Source organism: Paracoccus haeundaensis (assembly GCF_006239215.1).
Classification (GTDB): domain Bacteria; phylum Pseudomonadota; class Alphaproteobacteria; order Rhodobacterales; family Rhodobacteraceae; genus Paracoccus; species Paracoccus marcusii.
On the sequence record NZ_VDDC01000045.1, the window covers coordinates 1 to 21,594 of the forward strand.

Consider the following 21,594-nt stretch of genomic DNA (forward strand, 5'->3'; position numbering starts at 1 on the left):
ATCCCGCCGCCGACGGTCGCGACGATGCCCAGGACCGGGTGGAACATGAAGACCGCCGCCAGGAACAGCGGTGCCCAGGGCAGGTCGAAGAAAGCCAGCATGACCGGCGACCCGATCAGCCGCTGAACGGAATCCAGGTCGCGCATCCCGCCCGCCGTGGCGGCCGATTCGTCGCCGCGCAATGCGCCCTCGCGCAGGGCGGCGTCGAAGACGCGACCCTCCATCCGGTCCTGGAACCGGGCGGCGATCCGCTGCATCACGCGGTTGCGGATGATGTCGATGGCACCCATCAGCACGAAGAGGAAGATCACCAGGACGAACAGCGCGGTCAGCGTCTCGATGCTGCGCGAGGCCAGCACGCGGTCATAGACCTGCAGCATGAACAGTGGCCCGGTCAGCATCAGCAGGTTCACGACAGCCGAGAAAACCCCCACCGACAGGAACAGCGGCCACCCCGTGGCGCGCGCCTGGCGCAATTCCCGGGCCCCGTCCGTCAGTTTCGCAGCCTTGGCCATACGTCTTGCCCCGAAAATGCCGCGCCGATGGCGGGGCTTGCCTCGTTACCGCGGCGACCATATCACCACGCAGGGCTTATGCCAGCCTGCCGCGACCCTCGCATCGAAAGGTTAAGGATTCCCTTGCGCCCCAACAGCCCCCCCGTCATGGCCCTGCTGCTGACGGCGCTTGTCGCCGCCGGATGCGCGCAGGCGCCCGTCCAGAAGGACGGCATCACCATCAACGACCCGTTCGAGGCGCAGAACCGCCGCGTGCATGCCTTCAACAAGGGGCTGGATGCGCGGGTGATCGGCCCCGTCGCGAACCGGCTGAAGGGCAGCGACGACGAGCCGCGCGACCCCGATGCGCCGATCGGGCTGTTGCAGATGGTCATCAATGCCGGGCGCAACCTGTCCTTGCCGGTCAAGGTCGTGAACGGGCTGCTGCAGGGCAAGCCCCGCGATGCGGGCGCGAACCTGACCCGGTTCGCGGTCAATTCGACGGTCGGGCTGGGTGGCGTCTTCGATCCGGCCGCCGACAGTTTCGGCGTGACGGAACGTGACACCGATTTCGGCCAGACGCTGGCGGTCTGGGGCGTCCCCGAGGGCGCCTATCTGGAACTGCCCGTGCTGGGCCCGTCCACGCAGCGCGATGCGGTGGGGCAGGTCGTCGATCTGCTGATCGATCCGCTGTACCACGTCTTCGACGGTCGGGATGCCGCGACGGTATTCGCCCTGCGGGTCGCGTCAAAAGCCGGTGATCGGGCGCGCTTTGGGGATACGGTGGATGGCATTCTGCAGGGCAGTGCGGATAGCTATGCGCAGACGCGGCTGATCTGGCTGATGAACCGCCGCTTTGACCTGGGAGAGACCGGTGACGATTACGACCCCTATGACGATGCGGATGTCATCGACCCCTATTCGGACTGACCGCCGGGGGCTGCTGGGCCTGATCGGATGCGCGTCGCTGACGGCGGTGCTGCCTTGGCATCCCGCCCATGCGCTGGACGCGGATGGGGCGCACGCGCTGATCGACCGGTCGCTGGCCGAGGTCTATCAGGTCATCAATTCGGGCCAGCCTGCCCCCCAGATGTATCAGCAGTTCGAGGCGATCTTTGCCCGCTATGCGGATGTGGATGTCATCGCGCGTTCGGCGTTGGGCCCGGCGGCGCGCCAGACCGATCCGGCGACCTTTGCCGAGTACCGGCAGGCGTTCCAGGGCTATATCGGCCGCAAGTACGGCGCCCGGTTCCGCGAGTTCATCGGATCGCGGATCGAGGTGACGGGGTCGCGGCAGCTAAAAAGCTTTTATGCGGTGACGTCGGTGGCCTATCTGAACGGGCGCGCGCCGCTGGAGGTCGAATGGCACGTCTCGGACCGCTCGGGGCAGGATCTCTATTTCAATATCATCATCGAGGGCGTGAACATGCTGGCCAGCGAACGGGCCGAGATCGGCGCCATGCTGGCCCGTCGGCAGGGTGATGTCGCGGCACTGGCCGCCGATCTGCGTCAGGCGGGCTGACCGCACCGGCCCACGAAAAAGCCGCCCGGTCGCAGGACCGGGCGGCTTTTTCATGTCCCGCGGGTCAGTTTCCGCCCAGGATGCCGTTCAGGGCGCGGGACAGGGCGTCGTCCGAATCGGCGCCCACGCTGCTGCCCGGCGTGACGGGGGCCCCGCCCTGGACCTCTCCGGGGGCGGTGATCACGCGGCCGCTATTCTGCGCCTCGATCCCGTTCATCACCCCGGCCAGCGCCGCGGCCAGCGGATCGTCGGCCGATCCGCTGGTCACCACCTGCGGGGTGGTGCCGCCGCTGGACATGATGATCCCGCTGCCGTCGGGCGACACGGTCGACAGGGGCAGCTCGGGCAGCCCGTCATGGATCTCCAGCATCACCGCCTGCCAGATCTCGGCCGGCAGACCGCCGCCGGTGACCCCGGTCAGGGGCGTGTTGTCGTCGTTGCCCATCCAGACGCCGGTCACGTACTGTTCGGTGAAGCCCACGAACCACGCGTCGCGATAGCTGCTGGTCGTGCCGGTCTTGCCCGCCACGGGACGGTCGCCCAGCTGTGCGCGCCCGCCGGTGCCGTTCGAGATCACCTGCTGCATCATGTAGATCAGCTGGCCCGCCGCGCGCTGGCTGATGACGCGTTCGCCAAAACCGCCGGTCTGGCCCATCAGCGGGCGGTCGTCGCCCTGCATCGCGACCTCGACCACGCCATAGGGCGCGACCGACGTGCCGCCGTTCCGGATACCGGCATAGGCGCCCGTCAGTTCCATCAGCGTCGCCTCGGACGCGCCCAGGCCCAGGGACGGGCTGGTGGTCAGGTTGCTGACGATGCCGAAATCGCGCGCCACGCGGATCACCTGATCGCGTCCGACGACCTCCTGCAGGCGGATGGTCGAGGTGTTCAGCGATTGCGCCAGGGACTGCGTCAGCGTAACCATGCCGCGATAGTTGCGGGTATAGTTCTGGGGCGACCAGTTGCGCCCGCCGGGAATGCGGATGGTCAGGGGGCCGTCCTCGATCCGGTCGCTTGGCGAATACCCGGCCTCCAGCGCGGCGGCATAGACGAAGGGCTTGAAGCTGGACCCGGTCTGGCGCTTGGCCTGGGTCGCACGGTTGAAGACACCGTTCACCCGCGTGTCGCGCCCGCCGATGATCGCACGCACCGCGCCGTCGGCGGACATCACCACGACCGCGGCCTCGGCGGTCGAGCCGTCCTTGACCTTCTCGTCGAACACCTTCTGCAGGGCGCGTTCGGCCGCCCGCTGGATACGCTGGTCAAGCGTCGTCGTGATGGTCACGTCCTCGGTCGTCTCGCTGGTCAGGAAGCCGGGTCCGGATTCCATCAGCCAGTCCGCAAAGTAACCGCCCGCCCGGGCCGATGCCGCCTGCGACAGGGTCGCGGGGTTGGCGCGGGCCTGAGCCAGCTGCTGGTCGTCCAGATAGCCTTCCTGGTGCATCAGCCCCATGACGACGCTGGCACGGGCCTGGGCGCGTTCCAGGCTGGCGGTCGGGGCATAGCGGCTGGGTGCGGGCAGCAGGCCCGCCAGCATCGCGGCCTCGGACACGTTCAGGTCGGCCGCGGGCTTGTTGAAATAGACCTGGCTCGCGGCCTCGAACCCGCGGGCACCGCCGCCCAGATAGGAGCGGTTCATGTAGATCGAGAGGATCTCCTCCTTGCTGTACTTCGCCTCCATGGCGAAGGCATAGGGGATCTCCTTGATCTTGCGCCAGATGCCGCCCGACCGGCATTCGGCCTCGAACTCGGCCTCGTTGGCAAAGCGGGTGGGATCGAACGTGTCGCCCAGGCACAGCAGCTTGGCGACCTGCTGGGTGATGGTGGAACCGCCGTTCCCCTCCAGCGGGCCGCGGCCCTCGGCCATATTGATGCGGATGGCGCTGGCGATGCCGCGCGGGCTGACGCCGAAATGGCGGAAGAACCGGCGGTCCTCGGACGACAGGACAGCCTGCTGCAGCACCTCGGGGATCTGGTCGCTGGTGACGGCGCCGTATGTCTCTCCGCGCCAGGCGAAGACGCGGCCGTCGCGGTCCAGCATGGTGACGCTGCCGCGGGCGCGACCGTCGAACAGGTCCTGCGCCTCGGGAAGACTGACATAGAAATAGGCGCTGGCGGCGCCGATGATCAGCGCGACCGTCATGGCCAGGCGCCAGATCGACCCCCAGACGATGCGCCAGGCCAGCGTCACCAGACCGGCGATCCATCCCAGGATGCCGCCGCGCCGCGGCTTTCCGTGCCGCTTGACCTTGCGGGGCGTGGCCTTGGCCGGCGCGGGTTGACTGCGCTTGTCGGCAACAGGGCTTTTGCCCGAACGGGGCGGGGTACCGGTAGGTCGTTTCATGCGTCGGGTGCCTGCGTGACTGCGTGGCCGGTTGGTCCGGCGGAATTGGCATCCAGCTTACAGCAAGTTTGCGTCGGGGGGAATTGGGCTGACCGAAGCGTGATTTTCCCCGCCTGCCGGTCATGCGAAAGGCCCGGCCGCAGGGGCCGGGCCTTTGCCGTGGGGCGGGCGCCCGATCAGTTGTAGGCGTTCTCGCCGTGGGTGGTCACGTCCAGGCCCTGGCGTTCGTCGCTGTCGCTGACGCGCAGGCCGATCAGCGCCTTGACGATATGGATCGCGATGAAGGACACGACCGCCGACCAGACGATGGCGATGATCACGCCCAGGGTCTGGTTCCAGACCTGCGCGCCCATTGCGTATTCGCCCACCGCGCCGGTGGAATAGTCGAACACGCCGCCGCCGCCCAGGGACGGGGCCGCGAAGACGCCCGTCAGGATCGCGCCGACGATGCCGCCGACGCCGTGGATGCCGAACACGTCCAGGCTGTCGTCAATGCCCATGCGGGGCTTGACCGAGATGACGAACCACATGCAGACCAGGCCGGCGATCAGGCCGATCGCGATGGCGCCCATGGGTCCGACGAAGCCCGCGGCAGGCGTCACGCCGACCAGGCCCGCGATCGCGCCTGAGATGCCGCCCAGCAGGCTGGGATGGCCGCGCATCATCCATTCGCCGAACGACCAGGCCAGTACGGCGGCGGCGGTGGCGACGGCGGTGTTGATCATCGCCAGCGCGGTCAGGCCGTTGGCCTCGAGGTTGGAGCCCGCGTTGAAGCCGAACCAGCCGACCCACAGGATGCAGCCGCCGACCAGCGTGAAGGTCAGGTTATGGGGCGCCAGCAGCTCCTTGCGATACCCCAGGCGGGGTCCTGCGACCATGGCCGCGACCAGCGCCGCGACGCCTGCGTTGATGTGGATCACCGTGCCGCCGGCAAAGTCCAGCGCGCCGTGCCCGAACAGCAGCCCGGAGGGCGCGTCATAGGCCGACGGGCCGCCCCACCACCAGACCATGTGGGCCATCGGGATGTAGGAGAAGCAGAACCAGATCACCACGAACAGGATCACCGCCGAGAACTTCAGCCGTTCGGCCGTGGCACCCACGATCAGCGCCGAGGCGATGCAGGCGAAGGCCATCTGGAAGATCACGAAGGCCAGTTCCGGGACGTACACGCCGGTCGAGAAGGTCTCGGCCAGGGCATCGGTGCCCACGCCCGCCAGGAACGCCTTGGACAGTCCGCCGATATAGGGGGTGAAGAAGGTCGCGTCCTCGGCGCTGCCGGCACCGGTGAAGGCCAGCGAATAGCCGAAGGCGACCCACAGGATCGCGATGATGGAAAAGATGGTCAGCACCTGCATCAGCACCGACAGCATATTCTTGGCGCGCACCAGGCCGCCATAGAACAGCGCCAGGCCCGGCAGGGTCATGAAGATGACCAGGACGGCCGACATCATCAGCCAGGCGGCATCGCCCTTGTCGACGATGGGGGCCGCCGCCTCGACGACCGGGGCCGCGGCGTCCTGCGCGAAGGCTGGGACGGCGGACAGGGCCGCCGCCAAAAGACCATATGCGGAAAGCTTTCTCATACTTCTCTCATCCTTAACATCACCCCACGGGCCGCAGCTGCGGCGAACTTCGCCCCTTGGATTGGCAGAATGCAGCCGCTTGCACAGGCCGCAGGCACTGATTCAGGGCGTCCAGACCGGCCATGCCGGGAAAATGGGCTGTAATGCGGGGCGATGCCCGAAATTCAGGCGCGCCGCGTGCGGCCGCGGCAGCCCCGAAAGGGCCGCCGAAAACGCAGGGTGGGAGAGGACGAAAAGGGGGTCTGTCAGGCCACGCGGCTGACGACGAAATCCGCGAGGTCGGCCAGCATGTCGCGAATCGGATGCGCGGGCAGCACCTGCAGCGCCGCGCGGGCCCGTGCGGCATGGGCCAGCGCATCGGCGCGCGCGGCCTCCATCGCACCATGACGGGCCAGCAGCGACAGCGCGTGCTCCAGGTCGCCGTCGCGCTGGTCGCCCGCCTCGATGGTGCGGGTCCAGAAGGCACGTTCTTGGGCATCGGCCTTGGCGATGGCCTTGATGACCGGCAGGGTCAGCTTGCGTTCGCGAAAATCGTCGCCCACGTTCTTGCCGATCGTCTCGGTCGCGCCGCCGTAATCCAGCAGGTCGTCGACGATCTGGAAGCTGATGCCCAGGGCGTCGCCGTAATCGAACAACGCCTGTACCTGATCGTCGGGCGCACCGGCGATGACGCCGCCCACCTCGGTCGCGGCGGAAAACAGCGCCGCCGTCTTGCCGCGCACCACCTGCAGATAGACGGATTCGTCGGTTGCCAGGTCCTGCGCCGCGGTCAGCTGCAGCACCTCGCCCTCGGCGATGGTGGCGCTGGCATTGGCCAGGATCTCCAGCGTGCGCAGGTTGCCGGGTTCGACCATCAGCTGAAAGCTGCGCGCGAACAGATAATCTCCGACCAGCACGCTGGACTTGTTGTCCCACAGCAGGTTCGCCGTCGGGCGTCCGCGCCGCTGCGCGCTTTCGTCGACCACGTCGTCATGCAGCAGCGTGGCGGTGTGGATGAATTCGACCGTCGCGGCCAGGTGTACATGCCACGGGCCGGGATAGCCCAGCAGCTTGGCCGCGGCCAGCGTCAGCATCGGGCGCAGGCGCTTGCCGCCGGCCTCGATCAGATGCGCCGTCACCTCGGGGATGCGGGGGGCATGGCGGCTGGCCATGCGGTCGCGGATCAGCGCGTTGACCGCCTCCATTTCGGCGGTCAGGGCCTCGCTCAGCCGATCCAGCGGTTTGCGGACGTTGTCCTGCACAGTCATGCCATACCCCGTGTCTGCGACCGTGCATTGCCACGGCATCGACAAATGCGCAACCGCCGCTTAACGTCGCGCCCATGAAAGAGCTTTTCCGCAGCAACGATCCGGTCCGCATGTCTGCCGCCACCAGCCTGCTGGAATCCGAAGGGATCGCCACCTTTCCGATGGATCAGCACATGAGCGTGCTGGAGGGATCGATCGGCGTGCTGCCCGCGCGGCTGATGGTCGCGGACCGCGACGAATTCATGGCCCGCGCCATCCTGCGCGACAACGGGCTGGATGACTGACACCCGCATCGACGGATTCCTGGACGGGCGGCTGCGCATCAGTCAGCCCGCGCGCGGCTATCGCGCGGGGGCGGATGCGGTGATGCTGGCCGCGGCCTGTCCCGCGCGGCCGGGGCAGGCGGTGCTGGAACTGGGCTGCGGGGCGGGGGTGGCCAGCCTGTGCCTGGGCTGGCGGGTGCCGGATCTGGCGATCACCGGGCTGGAGCGGCAGCAGACCTATGCGGACCTGGCCCGCGGCAATGCCTACGCGAACGGCATCGCGCTGACGGTCCTGACCGGCGATCTGACAGACCCGCCGCGGGATCTGCGCGACGCCTCCTTTGACCATGTGATGATGAACCCGCCATATTTTCTGGGCGGCACGGCCGCGCCCGACGCGGGCCGCGCCCTGGCCAGACGCGAGGAGACGCCGCTGGCGCAGTGGATCGACGCGGGCCTCAGGCGGTTGCGCCCCGGCGGCTGGCTGACGGTGATCCAGCGGGCCGACCGCCTGGACGGGGTGATGGCCGCGCTTGGCGCGCGTGCCGGGGCGGTGACGATCCTGCCCATCGCCGCGCGGGCGGGCAGCCCGGCGGGGCGCGTCCTGGTCGCGGCGCGAAAGGGCGCGCGCGGTCCGCTGCGCCTGCTGGCACCCCTGATCACCCATGCTTCCCCCCGCCACGACCGCGATGCCGAGGATCTGACCCCCCTGGCTGCCCAGGTTCTGCGCGATGGTGCGCCGATCGCAATGGGAATTGCGAAAGCCGCGTGACAGAATCAACAAGCTGTGGTGCACTGGACTGGTTCGAGACAACTATAGAGGAGTACGCGATGACGGTTGCTTCCCATGTCGAGGAGCTTCGCAAGAAGCATCAGAACCTTTCGGTTGCCGTGGAGAGGGCCCAGAGGAGCCCCAGTGCCCGCGACCACGAAATCACCGCGATGAAGCGCGAGAAACTGCGTCTCAAGGAGCAGATCAACAGACTGGGTCACTGACCCGTCGCCGACCCGACATCAAACGGAAAAAGGCCCGCGCAGATCGCGCGGGCCTTGCCGTTTCAGCAGTGCGGTCCGACGTCAGACGAAGAACTGGCCGCCATTCGCGCTGATCGTGGACCCGGTGATGAAGCCCGCATCGTCCGCGGCCAGGAACACCACGGCGCGGGCGATCTCCTCGGGTTCGCCAAGGCGGCCGACGGGGATCTGCGGGATGATGCGTTCGTTCAGCACCTTTTCGTCGATGGCGCGCACCATCTCGGTGCCGATGTAACCGGGGCAGATGGCGTTGACGGTGATGCCCGCGCGCGCGCCCTCCTGGGCCAGCGCCTTGGTGAAGCCCAGGTCACCCGCCTTGGCCGCGGAATAGTTCGCCTGGCCCGCCTGACCCTTCTGCCCGTTGATCGAGCTGATGTTGATCACGCGGCCGAACTTGGCGTTGCGCATGCCGTTCCAGACGCCATGGGTCATGTTGAAGACGCCGGTCAGGTTGGTGTCGATGACCTCTTTCCACTGCTGGGGGGTCATCTTGTGGAACATCGCGTCGCGGGTGATGCCGGCGTTGTTGACCAGCACGGCGACGGGGCCCAGTTCGGCCTCGACCTGCTTGATGCCTTCGGCGCAGGCGTCGTAATCGGCGACCGACCATTTGTAGGTCTTGATGCCGGTCTCCTCGGTGAAGGCACGCGCGGCGTCGTCGTTGCCGGCGTAATTGGCCGCGACCGTATAGCCCGCCTCCTTCAGCGCCTTCGAGATGGCGGCGCCGATGCCCCGCGATCCTCCGGTGACCAGTGCGACTTTCGACATGTTTCCCCCTCCTTCTTTAGGTTCTTGAAATATTGCTAATCAATGAAGTTTCGGCGCGCAAGATAATTGCGCGCCGAATTGGCTTAGCGTTCCAGGCACATAGCGACGCCCATGCCCCCGCCGATGCACAGCGTGGCCAGGCCCTTTTTCGCGTCGCGGCGGCGCATCTCGAACAGCAGCGTGTTCAGGACGCGCGCGCCCGAGGCGCCGATCGGGTGACCGATGGCGATGGCGCCGCCGTTGACGTTCACGATGGACGGGTCCCATCCCATGTCCTTGTTCACCGCACAGGCCTGGGCGGCAAAGGCCTCGTTCGCCTCAACCAGGTCCAGATCGCCGACCGACCAGCCGGCCTTCTCCAGCGCGCGGCGGCTGGCCGGGATCGGGCCGGTGCCCATGATCGCCGGGTCCAGGCCCGCGGTGGCATAGCTTGCGATGCGCGCCAAGGGCGTCAGGCCGCGGCGCGCAGCCTCGTCCTCGGTCATCACCATGACCGCGGCCGCGCCGTCGTTCAGGCCGGATGCATTGGCCGCGGTGACTGATCCGTCCTTGGTAAAGGCGGGGCGCAGCTTCTGCATCGCCTCGATCGTGGCGCCGTGGCGGATGTATTCGTCCTTGTCGACGACCGTCTCGCCCTTGCGGGTCTTGACGGTATAGCCGACGATCTCGTCGTCAAAGCGGCCTTCCTTCTGGGCGGCTTCGGCCTTGTTCTGAGAGGCCAGCGCGAATTCGTCCTGCTGGTCGCGGCTGATCTGCCACTTGGCGGCGACGTTCTCGGCCGTCTGACCCATGTGATAGTTGTTGAACGCGTCCCACAGCCCGTCGCGGATCATCGTGTCGATGAACTGCATGTCGCCCATCTTCTGACCGGCACGCAGATAGGCGGCATGCGCCGACAGGGACATGCTTTCCTGACCCCCGGCCAGCACCACGCGGGCGTCGCCCAGGATCACCTGCTGCGCGGCCAGCGCGACGGCGCGCAGGCCCGACCCGCAGACCTGGTTGATGCCCCAGGCCGAGGATTCCTGCGGCAGGCCGGCCTTGATATGCGCCTGGCGGGCGGGGTTCTGGCCCTGCGCGGCAGTCAGCACCTGGCCCAGGATCGTCTCGTCGACCTCGGCCGCGTCGATGCCGGCGCGGGCGACGACCTCGGCCAGGACGGCTGCGCCCAGGTCATGGGCGGGGACATTCGCAAAGGCCCCCAGGAAACTTCCGACTGGGGTGCGGGCGGCGGAAACGATTACGGCTTTGGTCACGGCAGACTCCTTCGCATCAGTGCCGGACGAACCGGCCTGGGGTCAGGATGCTGTTTCGGGACGCTACGTCAAGTCGAAGCCTTGGGACTTTCGGATGATGGCCCCCGCCCGGATGGGCGGAAGTCGCCCTCAGCGGCTGGCCAAGGACGGGGGTTTCTTCCAGGGCGGGGCGATGGTCGGGGCCCCGAAATAGTAGCCCTGCAGGCAATCGATGCCGATATCGATCAGGAAGGCGGCCTCGTCCGCGGTCTCGACCGATTCCGCCACGGTGAACATGTCGAAATGATGCGCGATGGATTGCAGCGCGCGCGTCAGGACCTGATTGTCGGGCTTGGTCGCGATCTCGCGGATGAACTGGCCGTCGATCTTGATCATGTCGAAGCAGAAGTCGCGCAGATAGCGGAACGAGGTATAGCCCGCCCCGAAATCGTCCAGCGCCAGGCTGATGCCGTATCCCTGCACCTCGGCCATGAAGGTCTGGACCTCCTCGGGCATGCCCATGGCGCTGCTTTCGGTGATCTCTAGGATCAGGCGTTCGCCCAGGGTGGTGTCGTCGGACACCCCGCGGCGCAGGGTGTTGATCCATTCGGGATACAGGATCGAGCGCGCCGACATGTTGATCGACAGGCGCAGCCCCGGATCCTCGGCCAGGGTCTGCAGGCCCAGGGACAGCGACAGGCAGTCGATCTTGCGGCCCAGTTCGGTGACTTCGGCCTGGGGCATGAAATCGCGCAGGGGCACCAGGCGGCCGCTGTCGTCGATGATGCGGATCAGCCCTTCGTAAAAGGCGGGGGTCTTGGTGCGCTGCGCTTGGACGATGGGCTGGAAGGCCAGCGTCGCGCTGCCCTTTTCCACCGCCGACGTGACGGCCGCCAGGGTGATGCGGTCCTGATGGCGGATCGCGTCCTCTAGGGGCGAGCTGTTGTCCATAATTCTGTCGCTCACGGGCGGCCTCTTACCGAGTCGGGTCTGCTTGCAGTCTGCCCATATTGGCTTAACCTGCCGTGAATCGTGATCTCTTTCTCAGGTTTGGGTTAACAGATGATGGACCGTTGCGGATGGTGCGGCGATCTGCCGGTCTATGTCGCCTATCACGACACCGAATGGGGCGTGCCCGAACGCGACCCGCGCGCGCTGTGGGAAAAGCTGGTGCTGGACGGGTTCCAGGCGGGCCTGTCCTGGATCACCATCCTGAAGAAACGCGATGCCTTTCGTGCCGAGTTCGACGGGTTCGACCCCGAACGCGTGGCGGCGTGGGACGCGGCGCGGATCGACCGTGCGCTGACGAACCCCGGCATCATCCGCCACCGCGGCAAGATCGAGGCCACCGTGCGCGGCGCCCGCGCCTTTCTGGACATCGAGGCGTCCGAAGGGTTCGCCCCCTGGCTGTGGTCCTTTGTCGGCGGCGCGCCGATCCAGAACGACTGGCCGGACCTAGGACACGTCCCCACCGACACGCCCGAATCGCACGCGATGTCCAAGGCGTTGAAGGCGCGCGGTTTCGGGTTCTGCGGTCCGGTGATCACCTATGCGTTCATGCAGGCTACGGGCATGGTGAACGACCATGTCGTGACCTGCCACAGGCATGGTCCCGTCAGGGCGCTGTCAGCTGGGTGACCAGCGTCTTGGCGGCGTCCGAATCCCATTCGGCGTCGCCCAGATAGCGGGCGACCTCGCGGCCCTCGCGGTCGATCAGCACCGTCACGGGCAGGCCCACGACGCCCATCTCGCGCGCGACCTGCTGGCGCGGGTCCAGCAGGACCGGCAGGTTCTCGACGCCGACCTCGGCATAGAAATCGTCGATGCGCTCGACCGCGTTGCGTCCGGTGGCGATCGTCACCACCTCGAAGTCGTCGCCGCCCAGTTCGGCCTGCAGGCGGTCCAGGGCGGGCATCTCCTCGCGGCAGGGCGCGCACCAGGTGGCCCAGAAGTTCAGCAGCACGACCTTGCCCTGCCAGTCGGCCAGGGTGTGGGTGCCGCCGTCGCGGTCGGTGAACTCGGCGGCCGCCACGGGGGCGGGGTCTTCGGCCACGACCAGCTTGTCCAGCCCCCCGTCGCGCGCCGCCTGCCAGTCGGGGCCTGCGGCGAAGGCGGTGTTTGCACCGAAAACAAGGGCCGTATAAAGCAGGGCGGAACGCAGCATGTGACCTCCGAAGGACGTACTTGATGACCGACCGGCCCCAGACCACCGCCAACAGCATGTGGGGCGGGCGCTTTGCCGCCGGTCCCGACGCGATCATGGAGGCGATCAACGCCTCGATCGGGTTCGACCGGCGGCTCTACGCCCAGGATATCCGGGGCAGCCGGGCCCATGCGGCGATGCTGGCCGCCACGGGCATCATCAGCGATAGCGATGCCGAGGCGATCGGGAAAGGCCTGCTCACCGTCTTGTCAGAAATCGAGGCGGGCCAGTTCGCATTCCGCACCGACCTGGAGGACATCCACATGAACGTGGAGGCCCGCCTGAAGGAGGTCATCGGCGAACCCGCAGGCCGCCTGCACACGGGCCGGTCCAGGAATGACCAGGTGGCGACCGATTTCCGGCTGTGGGTGCGCGACCAGTGCGACGCGGCCATCGACGGGCTGACCGCGCTGATCCGCGCGGCTTTGTCGCAGGCCGAACGCGGCGCCGATTGGGTCATGCCGGGCTTCACCCATCTGCAGACCGCGCAGCCGGTGACCTGGGGCCACCACATGATGGCCTATGTCGAGATGTTCGGCCGCGACCTGTCGCGGTTCCAGGACGCCCGCAAACGCATGAACGAATCGCCCCTGGGGGCCGCGGCGCTGGCGGGCACGGGCTATCCGATCGATCGCGACATGACCGCCGCGGCCCTGGATTTCGACCGTCCCATGGCCAACAGCCTGGACGCGGTCAGCGACCGGGATTTCGCGCTGGAGTTCCTTGCGGCCAGCAGCATCTGCGCCGTCCACATGTCGCGCCTGGCCGAGGAGCTGGTGATCTGGTCGTCGGCCCAGTTCCGCTTCGTGTCCATGTCGGACAAGTGGTCGACCGGGTCGTCGATCATGCCGCAGAAACGCAACCCCGACGCGGCCGAGCTGATCCGCGCTAAGATCGGCCGCATCCTGGGGGCGACCGTCGCGCTGTTCACGGTGATGAAGGGCCTGCCCTTGGCCTATTCCAAGGACATGCAGGAGGACAAGGAACAGGTCTTCGACGCCGCCGACACGCTGATGCTGGCGCTGGCCGCGATGACCGGCATGCTGTCGGACCTGACCGCGAACCGCGACCGGCTGGAGGCCGCGGCGGGGGCCGGGTTCTCGACCGCGACGGATCTGGCCGACTGGCTGGTGCGCGAACTGGGCCTGCCGTTCCGCGACGCCCATCACGTCACCGGATCGCTGGTGGCCCTGGCCGAACAGGGGGGCGTCGATCTGCCCGACCTGTCGCTGGCGCAGATGCAATCGGTGCATGGTCAGATCACCGACGATGTGTTCAATGTGCTGGGCGTGCACAATTCCGTCGCCTCGCGCCAAAGCTATGGCGGCACGGCGCCCGCGCAGGTGCGCGCGCAGATCGCCCGCTGGAAGGAGAAACTGGCATGAGAAACACGGTCATCATCGTCGTCGTCCTGGTCGTGGTCGTGGCCGTCCTGGCCAGCTGCGGCGTCGACGGCGCCCCGCAGCGCCCGGTCGAGAAGCCCCTGCAGCAGCAGATGGGCGTCTCCGTCAGCGGCGATGCCCGGTTCGGCGTGTCGGCCGAGCTGTAGATGGACCACTTCCTCTACAGGAACGGCGAGCTCTACGCCGAGGACGTGCCCCTGTCCTGCATCGCGCAGCAGGTCGGCACGCCCGTCTATGTCTATTCCGCGGCCACGCTGACGCGGCATTTCGGCCTGTTCCGGCAGGCGCTGGACTGGACCGATCACCTGGTCTGCTTTGCGGTCAAGTCGAACAGCAACCTGGCGGTGCTGAAGCTGATGGGCGATCTGGGCGCGGGCATGGACGTGGTGTCGGGCGGGGAATACGCCCGCGCCAAGGCCGCCGGCGTGCCGGGAGAGCGGATCGTCTTCTCGGGCGTGGGCAAGACCATCCCCGAGATGCGCATGGCGATCGAGGGCGGCATCCGCCAGTTCAACATCGAGAGCGAGCCCGAGATGCGCGCGCTCTCCGCGCTCTGCGTCAGCATGGGCGCCACGGTGCCGGTCGCGATCCGCGTGAACCCCGACGTGGACGCCAAGACCCATGAGAAGATCGCCACCGGCAAGTCCGAGAACAAGTTCGGCATCCCCATCTCCCGCGCGATGGAGGTCTATGCCGAGGCCGCGTCCCTGCCGGGGCTGCGCGTGGTGGGCGTCGACGTGCATATCGGCAGCCAGCTGACCGATCTGGCGCCCTTCCGCGACGCCTATCGCAAGGTCGCCGAACTGACCCGTGCGCTGCGCGCCGAGGGGCACGACATCACCCGCCTGGACCTGGGCGGTGGCTTGGGCATCCCCTATCGCCGCGACAACAGCGCGCCGCCTTTGCCCATCGAATACGGGCAGGTGATCCGCGAGACGGTCGGCGATCTGGGCTGTCAGATCGAGATCGAGCCGGGCCGCAACATCGTCGGCAATGCCGGCGTCCTGCTGTCGCGCGTGATCTATGTGAAGAACGGCGAGGATCGCGACTTCCTGATCGTGGACGCGGCGATGAACGACCTGCTGCGCCCGGCCATGTACGGCGCGCATCATGACATCGTCCCGCTGGTCGAGCCCGCGGTGGGGGCGCCGGTCCGGCCCTATGACGTGGTAGGTCCGGTCTGCGAATCGGGGGATACCTTCCAGAAGGGGGCCGATCTGCCCGAACTGGCGGCAGGGGGGCTGGTGGCGTTCCGGTCGGCCGGGGCCTATGGTGCGGTGATGGCGTCGGAATACAATTCCCGCCCGCTGGTCCCCGAGGTGCTGGTGCAGGGCGATCACTTCGCCGTCATCCGGGCACGCCCCACGTTTGAGGAAATGCTGGCACGGGATAGCATCCCGGCATGGCTTTGATCGGGCGACAGCACGACACCGACAGCCCGGGGGCCGTCAGCCCCCGGACCCCCGAGGGTATTTTCACAACGGAGATGGGGCCGGTGGCCCGTGCCCTGCGCCTGACCCGCGCGGGCATGGCATGGGAACGCGCGGCGCGGGCCTTCTGGCCGCTGACGACGCTGCTGTTCTTCGGCATCGCGGCGCTGTGGCTGGGCGCGGTGGCGGCCTTGCCTCAGGTGCTGCTGCCTTGGCTGGCGGGCCTGTGGCTGCTGGCGGTCGTGATCGCAGCGGTGCGGGGCGGATGGCGCTTTCGCCGCGTGCGCCGGGCCGAGGCGCTGGCCCGGCTGGACCGCACCCTGCCCGGGCGCCCGCTGACCGCGTTGTCCGACCGTGCAGCGATCGGCGGCGAGGGGCCGCTGTGGCAGGCGCATCTGGCGCAGATGCGCGATGCCGCGCTGGCCGCGCGCGCGGTGCGCCCCGATGCGGACCTTGCCCGGCGCGACCCGTTCGCCCTGCGGCTGGCGGGGCTGGTGGCGCTGGTGATGGCGCTGATCTTCGGGGGGGCGGGCCAGATGGGCCTGGGTCTGCGCGCCCTGGCCGCCACGATGGCCACGCCGCAGCCGGGCGCCGCGCCGCCGCAGGGCCCCGTCTGGGAGGGCTGGGCTGAACCGCCCGCCTATACCCGCCGCCCGACCCTGTACCTGAACGCCCTGGAGGAGGGGCAGGTGCTGGACCTGCCCCAGGGCAGTACGGTCAGCTTTCGCCTCTATGCCCAGGGGGCAGAGGTGACCCAGGACATCGGACCTGTCACGTCGGACGATCCGACGGCGCCGGCATTCCGGGCCGACCGCTCTGGCAGCATCGACGTCCAGGGACGTCGTTTCGCCGTGACCGTGCAGCCCGATGCCGTCCCGGTGATCCGCGCGGGCGCCGCGCCCACGCGCCGCGCCGATGGGCGGATGATCCAGGATTACCAGGCCGGGGACGATCACGGCGTCATCTCGGCTCAGGCGGTCATCGCGCTGGACCTGGACGCGGTCGATCGCCGCTTTGGCCTGACCGTCGCGCCCGAGCCGCGCGACCCGGTGGCGCTGGACCTGCCCCTGCCACGGGGCGACCGCCGTGATGTGCAGGGACAGCTGGCCGAGGACCTGTCGCGCCACCCCTGGGCCAACCTGCCCGTAACCGTCACGCTGCGCGCGGTGGACGGGATCGACCAGGCGGGCCAGTCCGACCCGATGGCGTTGCCGCTGCCGGGGCGGCGGTTCTTCGATCCGTTCGCGGCCACCCTGATCGAGCTGCGCCGCGACCTGCTGTGGTCGCGCCAGAATGCCGGGCGCAGCGCCGAGATCCTGCGCGCCGTCACTTGGCAGCCCGAGGCGTTCGTCGAGGACGATCTGTATGCCGAGCTGCGCGCAGCGGTGCGGCTGCTGGACGGGGACGACCTGACCCCGGAAGCCCGCGACCGTCTGGCCGAGGCCCTGTGGGAGGCCGCGATCCTGTTGGAGGATGGCGGTCTGTCGGATGCGCTGGAACGGATGCGCGCCGCGCGGGAGCGCCTGTCAGAGGCGATCCGCAACGGGGCCAGCCCCGACGAGGTCCAGCGGCTGATGGACGAGCTGCGCGAGGCGACCGACGCCTATACCGACATGCTGGCGCAGGAAAGCCAGCCGCAGGATCAGGCCGACAGCCCCGACCGGGGCGGCCAGCAGGGCCAGACCATCACCGCCGATCAGATCCAGGAGATGATGGACGAGATCCAGCGCTTGATGAACGAGGGCCGCATGGCCGAGGCCGAGGCCCTGCTGGACCAGTTCAACCGGATGATGGAGAACCTGCAGGTTCAGCAGAGCCAGGGGCAGGGCGAGGGAGAGGGCCGGCAGGGCAGCCAGCCGATGAACCGCCTTGCCGACACGCTGCGCGAGCAGCAGGAGCTGTCGGACGAGGCGTTCCGCGACATGCAGCGCCAGTTCGGCCAAGGCCAGCAGCCCGGTAACGAGGGCCAGGACGGCGGCAGCATGGCCGACCGCCAACGCGCGCTGCGCGAGGAGTTGGGCCAGCAGCAGGGGCTGATGCCGGGGCAGGGGTCACCCGAGGGCGACGCGGCGCGGCGTCAGCTGGACGAGGCCGGGCGCGCGATGGAGGACGCCGAACAGGCCCTGCGTGACGGCGACATGGCCGGCGCGATGCAGCGCCAGGCCGATGCGATCCAGTCCATGCGCGAGGGGATGCGCGCTCTGGGCGACATGATGGCCCAGGAGGGACAGGAGGGCCAGCAGGCCGGCGAGGGGCAGCAGCCCGGCCAGCAACCCGGCCAGTCGGCGCAGGGCAGCCAGGGGCAGCCCTATCAGGGTCGGCCGCAGTTGGACCCCCTGGGCCGTGAGAGCATGGGCGGCGGCAATGTCATCACCAACGGCGATCCGCTGGCCGAGGGGTTGGACCCTGCACGCCGTGCCCGCGACCTGCTGGACGAGATCCGCCGCCGCAGTGGGCAGCCGGACCGCCCGCAGGACGAACGCGATTACCTGGGTCGGTTGCTGGACCGGTTCTGACGGCTCAGCCGCCGACGCGGGTCGCCAGCCATTGCCGCAGTGCGTCCAGCCCGTCGCGCGCCGCAGCCAGCGTCCCCGACAACGGCCAGCCGCGCGTCTCGGCCACCGGGGCCAGCAGATAGACCGCCAGCACCGCCGCGGCCGCCAGCAGGGCCATCGTCATGCCCGCGCCGAAGCCGCGGCCCCGGCGCATCACCCGGATGGGCGTGGCCGTAGCACGGCGATGCACCGTGGTTTCGGCCTGCTGGCGCAATTCTGGCTGGCGCAGGTCCGGCTGGCGCCGTTCCGGTTCACGGGCGTCACGGGCGTCACGGGCGTCACGGGCGTCACGGGCGTCACGGGCGTCAGGGCCACGGGGGACCTGGGCGCGGGGCGCATCCGGAATCGCGGGGTTCGGCGCTGCGATGGCCGGGGACGGCGGGGGCAGGGCCGCGGGCATTGGGGGCAGCGTCACGGTGGTCGCGGGCCAGTCGATCTCCTCGGCGCCGGGGCGCGGGTCGTCCGGCTGTTCGGCGTCGCGCATGCGGCGTTCGTGATCGACCTCGCTTTTCAGCATGTCCAGCACGTCCGGGGACAGGCGCGCGCGGGCCGGCGGCAGGGGTCGGGGCGTCTCGTCCTGGTCGGGGCGCCTGCTGAAGAAGCGGCCCAGATCCAGTCGTCCCCCGGCGGCCGGGGGATGGGCCTGCCAGACATGGCCGCAGGCGGGGCATTCGACCTCGCGGCCGCCCTGGGGAATGGCGTCGGGGGGCAGCGCATATTCGGCGCGGCAACCCGGACAGATCAACTTGAATTCAGCCATGCCACCCTCGCATTCATCGTGCGGCTGTTCTATCAAGCGCGGGTCCGGCTTCCAAGTCGCGCCGGGCGCCAAGGGCCCGCACCAGACGGGTCGCAGCGGAAAAGAGGTGGCGCTTGATCGAGATGCGGGATGTCGGCTTCGGCTATCAGGGCCAGGACGAGCTGTTGTCGGGCATGACGCTGACCCTGCAGCCGGGCATGTTCCATTTCCTGACCGGACCGTCCGGGTCGGGCAAGACCACGCTGCTGCGGCTGTGCTTTGCGGATCTTCTGCCCAGTTCGGGCCAGATGACGGCCTTTGGCCAGGACATGCGCGGGCTGTCGCGCGACGGCATCGCCGATCTGCGCCGCCGCGTGGGCGTGGTCCACCAGGACCCGCAGTTCCTGGACCATCTGCCCCTGGCAGAGAACATCGCGCTGCCCCTCTCCATCGCCGGAGAGGAGGTGGACATGGACGCGCTGCGCGATCTGCTGGGCTGGGTCCAGCTGTCCCAGCACGCCCGCGCCCTGCCGCCGTCGCTGTCGGGCGGCGAACGCCAGCGGGCCGCGCTGGCCCGCGCGGTGATCCTGTCGCCGGACCTGGTGCTGGCGGATGAACCCACGGGCAACCTGGACTGGGACATGTCCATGCGGCTGATGCAATTGCTGATCGAGCTGAACAAGTCGGGCAAGACCGTTCTGGTGGCGACCCATGACCTGAACCTGATCCGCGCCACCAAGGCGCAGGTGACGGCGCGCGTCCTGCGGATCACCGGCGGCAGCCTGCATCTGGCGGGGGCGGATCTCTGATGGGACGGCTGAATATCGGAAGCCTGTGGCAGGGCCTGACGGGTGACAAGGACGGCGCCGGCGACCGCATCGTGCCGCCGACCGGGTTCACGGCGCAGCTGACGCTGTTTTCCGCAGGCGCCATGGCGTTCCTGGCGGTGTTCGCGCTGGCGCTGGCGCTGGCGACGGGGCGGCTGGCCGACCGCTGGTCCTCCGAACTGGCCGGCAGCGTGACGGTCCGCGTCAGCGCGCCGGTGGCGGAACAGGACGCGCTGGTGCAATCGGCGCTGTCGATCCTGCAGACCACGCCGGGCGCGGGCACACCGCGGCTATTGCCCGAGGACGAGCTGGCCCAGCTGCTGGAGCCGTGGTTCGGGCCGGACATGCCCGTGGACGCGCTGCCCGTGCCCGCCCTGATTGACCTGCCCGTCGAGGGCGAGTTCGATGCCGAGGGCCTGCGCCTGCGCCTTGAGGCCGAGGTGCCGGGCGCGGTGCTGGACGATCACACCGAATGGCGCCGGCCGCTGGTCTCGGCCGCGAACCGTCTGCGGATGCTGGGCATCGTGTCGCTGATGCTGATCGGGGCCGCCTCGGCCGCGATGATCACGCTGGCGGCCAAGGCCGCGCTGGCCGCGAACGTCCAGGTGATCCGCGTCCTGCGCCTGATCGGCGCGCGCGACCTGACCATCGCCACGGCCTTCGTGCGCCGGTTCACCCGGCGCGCCGCGATGGGGTCCGCCGTCGGCACCGTGCTGGGCATGGGCGCGATCGCCATCCTGCCCGATGCCAGCGCCGCGGGCGGGTTCCTGACCGGACTGGGCTTTCAGGGCGCCGACTGGCTGATGCCGCTGACCATCCCGCTGATCGCGGCGGGTGTGGGCTTTGTCGCCACGCGGTGGGCGGCGCTGAAGATGCTGGAGGCCGTGCGATGACCGACGGCGCGCGTCCCGGCGCGCTGACCCCCTGGCAGTACGTCCAGAACGTGTTGTTCTATGCCCACGTCGCCTGCGCCACTTTGATCATCGGCCTGTTCGGTCTGCCTGCGCTGCGCCACGGGCGGGCAGGCGCGAACCGCATCGCCACGCGCTGGATCGCCTACATGGTCTGGGCCGCGCGCATCCACCTGCGCCTGACCTGCGAGATCCGCGGCACGCCGCCGACCCATGACTGCATCGTCGCGGCCAAGCACCAGTCGTTCTGGGACATCATGGTCATCGCCCATGCCGTCCCCCGCCGCGCCTTCATCATGAAGCGCGAGGTGATGCGCGTCCCGGTCATGGGCTGGTACGCGTGGAAGACCGGCTGCATTCCCATCGACCGGTCGCGCGGGCGCGACGCGATGGCCGCGATCAGCAGCACCATCAACCAGCGCCTGTCCGCCGAGGGGCTGGGCCAGCTGATCATCTATCCCGAGGGCACGCGCACCCTGCCGGGCCAACGCAAGCCCTACAAGCAGGGCGTGGCCACGATCCGTGAGGGGACCGGTCTGCCGGTCGTGCCCGTCGCGGTGAACACCGGCATGTTCTGGCCGCGCAGCGGGTGGGGCATCCGCCCCGGCCGCGCGGTGGTCGAGTTCCTGCCGCCCATCGATCCCACCATCCCGGCGGAGGGTTTCCTGCCCCGCCTGCGGGCCGAGATCGAGACCCATTCCGACCGCCTGATGGCCGAGGCCGGGCTGGTCCTGCCGGAACCGGGCGACGCCGATGACGCCGCCCGGAACCGCTCTCACCTCAGATCGTAGTAGCGCGGGACATGTGGCCCCTGCGGCGGCAGCCCGATGTCGCGCCGCATGTGCGGGGACATCAGGTACGGATCGGGCGGCCGAGGCCGCCTGCGCCGTGGCAGCAGCGCGGCGCGGATCGCGGCCCATAAGACCGCCGTCGCGCCGTGTCGGGCGATCAGGCGGTGCATCGCGGGACGCAGGCGGGCGCTTTGCGGATGAAGATCGGCAATCATCGTCAGTCTCCGGATAGGGGGACCGGACA

Annotated in this window: 22 protein-coding genes and 1 pseudogene; 13 read left to right on the forward strand and 10 right to left on the reverse strand. The window is 68.8% G+C overall.

The features are described from left to right. A pseudogene (locus tag FHD67_RS17830) lies at positions 1 to 515 on the reverse strand (type I secretion system permease/ATPase); the annotation flags it as partial. A 123-nt stretch (positions 516 to 638) separates the two neighbouring features. Here FHD67_RS17830 and FHD67_RS17835 point away from each other — a divergent pair. Together FHD67_RS17835 and FHD67_RS17840 are read left to right on the forward strand one after the other, a co-directional pair. Beyond that, positions 639 to 1,424, forward strand: a complete 786-nt coding sequence (locus tag FHD67_RS17835) for an MlaA family lipoprotein (protein ID WP_246071338.1) — start codon at positions 639 to 641, stop codon at positions 1,422 to 1,424. Continuing rightward, the gene (locus tag FHD67_RS17840; protein WP_139599533.1) at positions 1,399 to 2,016 is read left to right on the forward strand and encodes an MlaC/ttg2D family ABC transporter substrate-binding protein; all 618 of its coding nucleotides are present in this window, start codon (positions 1,399 to 1,401) and stop codon (positions 2,014 to 2,016) included. The genes FHD67_RS17835 and FHD67_RS17840 overlap by 26 nt, the downstream gene beginning before the upstream one ends. Positions 2,017 to 2,080: 64 nt before the next feature. On the opposite strand, the gene FHD67_RS17845 is transcribed toward FHD67_RS17840, so the two are convergent. From FHD67_RS17845 to FHD67_RS17855, 3 genes are all read right to left on the reverse strand, one after another. Further along, the gene (locus FHD67_RS17845; protein ID WP_045999931.1) at positions 2,081 to 4,360 is read right to left on the reverse strand and encodes a transglycosylase domain-containing protein; all 2,280 of its coding nucleotides are present in this window, start codon (positions 4,358 to 4,360) and stop codon (positions 2,081 to 2,083) included. 176 nt (positions 4,361 to 4,536) lie between these two features. After that, positions 4,537 to 5,943 (reverse strand): ammonium transporter, encoded by a 1,407-nt coding sequence (locus FHD67_RS17850; RefSeq protein ID WP_045983649.1) that lies wholly within the window; start codon positions 5,941 to 5,943, stop codon positions 4,537 to 4,539. Between the two features lie 245 nt (positions 5,944 to 6,188). After that, positions 6,189 to 7,190 carry a polyprenyl synthetase family protein gene (locus FHD67_RS17855; RefSeq protein WP_139599534.1) on the reverse strand — a complete coding sequence of 334 codons (1,002 nt, stop codon included), beginning with the start codon at positions 7,188 to 7,190 and terminating at the stop codon, positions 6,189 to 6,191. Positions 7,191 to 7,264: 74 nt separating this feature from the next. Here FHD67_RS17855 and FHD67_RS17860 point away from each other — a divergent pair, with 74 nt between their 5' ends. Genes FHD67_RS17860 through FHD67_RS17870 form a run of 3 tightly spaced genes read left to right on the forward strand, consistent with a single transcriptional unit; the run spans position 7,265 to position 8,449 of the window. Continuing rightward, complete coding sequence (locus FHD67_RS17860; RefSeq protein WP_045983647.1) at positions 7,265 to 7,474, forward strand: putative signal transducing protein; 210 nt, start codon at positions 7,265 to 7,267, stop codon at positions 7,472 to 7,474. Further along, on the forward strand, positions 7,467 to 8,225 hold the full coding sequence (locus FHD67_RS17865; protein ID WP_045999933.1) for a tRNA1(Val) (adenine(37)-N6)-methyltransferase: 759 nt from the start codon (positions 7,467 to 7,469) through the stop codon (positions 8,223 to 8,225). The genes FHD67_RS17860 and FHD67_RS17865 overlap by 8 nt, the downstream gene beginning before the upstream one ends. A gap of 59 nt (positions 8,226 to 8,284) precedes the next feature. Continuing rightward, positions 8,285 to 8,449 carry a YdcH family protein gene (locus tag FHD67_RS17870; protein WP_064503545.1) on the forward strand — a complete coding sequence of 55 codons (165 nt, stop codon included), beginning with the start codon at positions 8,285 to 8,287 and terminating at the stop codon, positions 8,447 to 8,449. 81 nt (positions 8,450 to 8,530) lie between these two features. On the opposite strand, the gene phbB is transcribed toward FHD67_RS17870, so the two are convergent. The 3 genes from phbB to FHD67_RS17885 form a co-directional block, all read right to left on the reverse strand. Next, positions 8,531 to 9,256 (reverse strand): acetoacetyl-CoA reductase, encoded by a 726-nt coding sequence (gene phbB, locus FHD67_RS17875; RefSeq protein ID WP_045999934.1) that lies wholly within the window; start codon positions 9,254 to 9,256, stop codon positions 8,531 to 8,533. Positions 9,257 to 9,339: 83 nt separating this feature from the next. Beyond that, positions 9,340 to 10,512, reverse strand: a complete 1,173-nt coding sequence (locus FHD67_RS17880) for an acetyl-CoA C-acetyltransferase (protein WP_045999935.1) — start codon at positions 10,510 to 10,512, stop codon at positions 9,340 to 9,342. A gap of 129 nt (positions 10,513 to 10,641) precedes the next feature. Further along, complete coding sequence (locus tag FHD67_RS17885) at positions 10,642 to 11,442, reverse strand: EAL domain-containing protein (RefSeq protein WP_045983643.1); 801 nt, start codon at positions 11,440 to 11,442, stop codon at positions 10,642 to 10,644. A gap of 111 nt (positions 11,443 to 11,553) precedes the next feature. On the opposite strand from FHD67_RS17885, the gene FHD67_RS17890 reads away from it, so the two are divergent. Next, on the forward strand, positions 11,554 to 12,129 hold the full coding sequence (locus FHD67_RS17890) for a DNA-3-methyladenine glycosylase I (protein ID WP_127897794.1): 576 nt from the start codon (positions 11,554 to 11,556) through the stop codon (positions 12,127 to 12,129). Here FHD67_RS17890 and FHD67_RS17895 read toward each other — a convergent pair. Further along, positions 12,107 to 12,655, reverse strand: coding sequence for a TlpA disulfide reductase family protein (locus FHD67_RS17895; protein WP_045983641.1), 549 nt, complete (start codon positions 12,653 to 12,655; stop codon positions 12,107 to 12,109). The two genes, FHD67_RS17890 and FHD67_RS17895, sit on opposite strands and share 23 nt — an antisense overlap. Positions 12,656 to 12,678: 23 nt before the next feature. Here FHD67_RS17895 and argH point away from each other — a divergent pair, with 23 nt between their 5' ends. From argH to FHD67_RS17910, 4 genes are all read left to right on the forward strand, one after another. Continuing rightward, positions 12,679 to 14,079, forward strand: a complete 1,401-nt coding sequence (gene argH, locus FHD67_RS17900) for an argininosuccinate lyase (RefSeq protein ID WP_139599535.1) — start codon at positions 12,679 to 12,681, stop codon at positions 14,077 to 14,079. Beyond that, the gene (locus FHD67_RS20565; RefSeq protein WP_176695188.1) at positions 14,076 to 14,243 is read left to right on the forward strand and encodes a hypothetical protein; all 168 of its coding nucleotides are present in this window, start codon (positions 14,076 to 14,078) and stop codon (positions 14,241 to 14,243) included. The genes argH and FHD67_RS20565 overlap by 4 nt, the downstream gene beginning before the upstream one ends. Continuing rightward, positions 14,244 to 15,509, forward strand: coding sequence for a diaminopimelate decarboxylase (gene lysA / locus FHD67_RS17905; RefSeq protein ID WP_139599536.1), 1,266 nt, complete (start codon positions 14,244 to 14,246; stop codon positions 15,507 to 15,509). A 74-nt stretch (positions 15,510 to 15,583) separates the two neighbouring features. Continuing rightward, entirely contained in the window at positions 15,584 to 18,043 is a 2,460-nt protein-coding gene (locus FHD67_RS17910) for a DUF4175 domain-containing protein (protein ID WP_246071340.1), read from the forward strand. A 4-nt stretch (positions 18,044 to 18,047) separates the two neighbouring features. Here FHD67_RS17910 and FHD67_RS17915 read toward each other — a convergent pair whose 3' ends face one another. After that, positions 18,048 to 18,842 carry a zinc-ribbon domain-containing protein gene (locus FHD67_RS17915; RefSeq protein ID WP_139599537.1) on the reverse strand — a complete coding sequence of 265 codons (795 nt, stop codon included), beginning with the start codon at positions 18,840 to 18,842 and terminating at the stop codon, positions 18,048 to 18,050. A gap of 113 nt (positions 18,843 to 18,955) precedes the next feature. On the opposite strand from FHD67_RS17915, the gene FHD67_RS17920 reads away from it, so the two are divergent. From FHD67_RS17920 to FHD67_RS17930, 3 genes are read left to right on the forward strand one after another with little or no spacing between them, the layout of a single operon-like run. Continuing rightward, the gene (locus FHD67_RS17920) at positions 18,956 to 19,630 is read left to right on the forward strand and encodes a cell division ATP-binding protein FtsE (RefSeq protein WP_045982482.1); all 675 of its coding nucleotides are present in this window, start codon (positions 18,956 to 18,958) and stop codon (positions 19,628 to 19,630) included. Continuing rightward, entirely contained in the window at positions 19,630 to 20,541 is a 912-nt protein-coding gene (locus FHD67_RS17925; protein WP_045982483.1) for a cell division protein FtsX, read from the forward strand. Before FHD67_RS17920 ends, FHD67_RS17925 begins: the two co-directional genes overlap by 1 nt. After that, positions 20,538 to 21,350 (forward strand): lysophospholipid acyltransferase family protein, encoded by an 813-nt coding sequence (locus FHD67_RS17930; protein WP_139599538.1) that lies wholly within the window; start codon positions 20,538 to 20,540, stop codon positions 21,348 to 21,350. Before FHD67_RS17925 ends, FHD67_RS17930 begins: the two co-directional genes overlap by 4 nt. Here FHD67_RS17930 and FHD67_RS17935 read toward each other — a convergent pair. Beyond that, on the reverse strand, positions 21,335 to 21,565 hold the full coding sequence (locus FHD67_RS17935; RefSeq protein ID WP_045999942.1) for a hypothetical protein: 231 nt from the start codon (positions 21,563 to 21,565) through the stop codon (positions 21,335 to 21,337). The two genes, FHD67_RS17930 and FHD67_RS17935, sit on opposite strands and share 16 nt — an antisense overlap. Between the last annotated feature and the right edge of the window lie 29 nt (positions 21,566 to 21,594).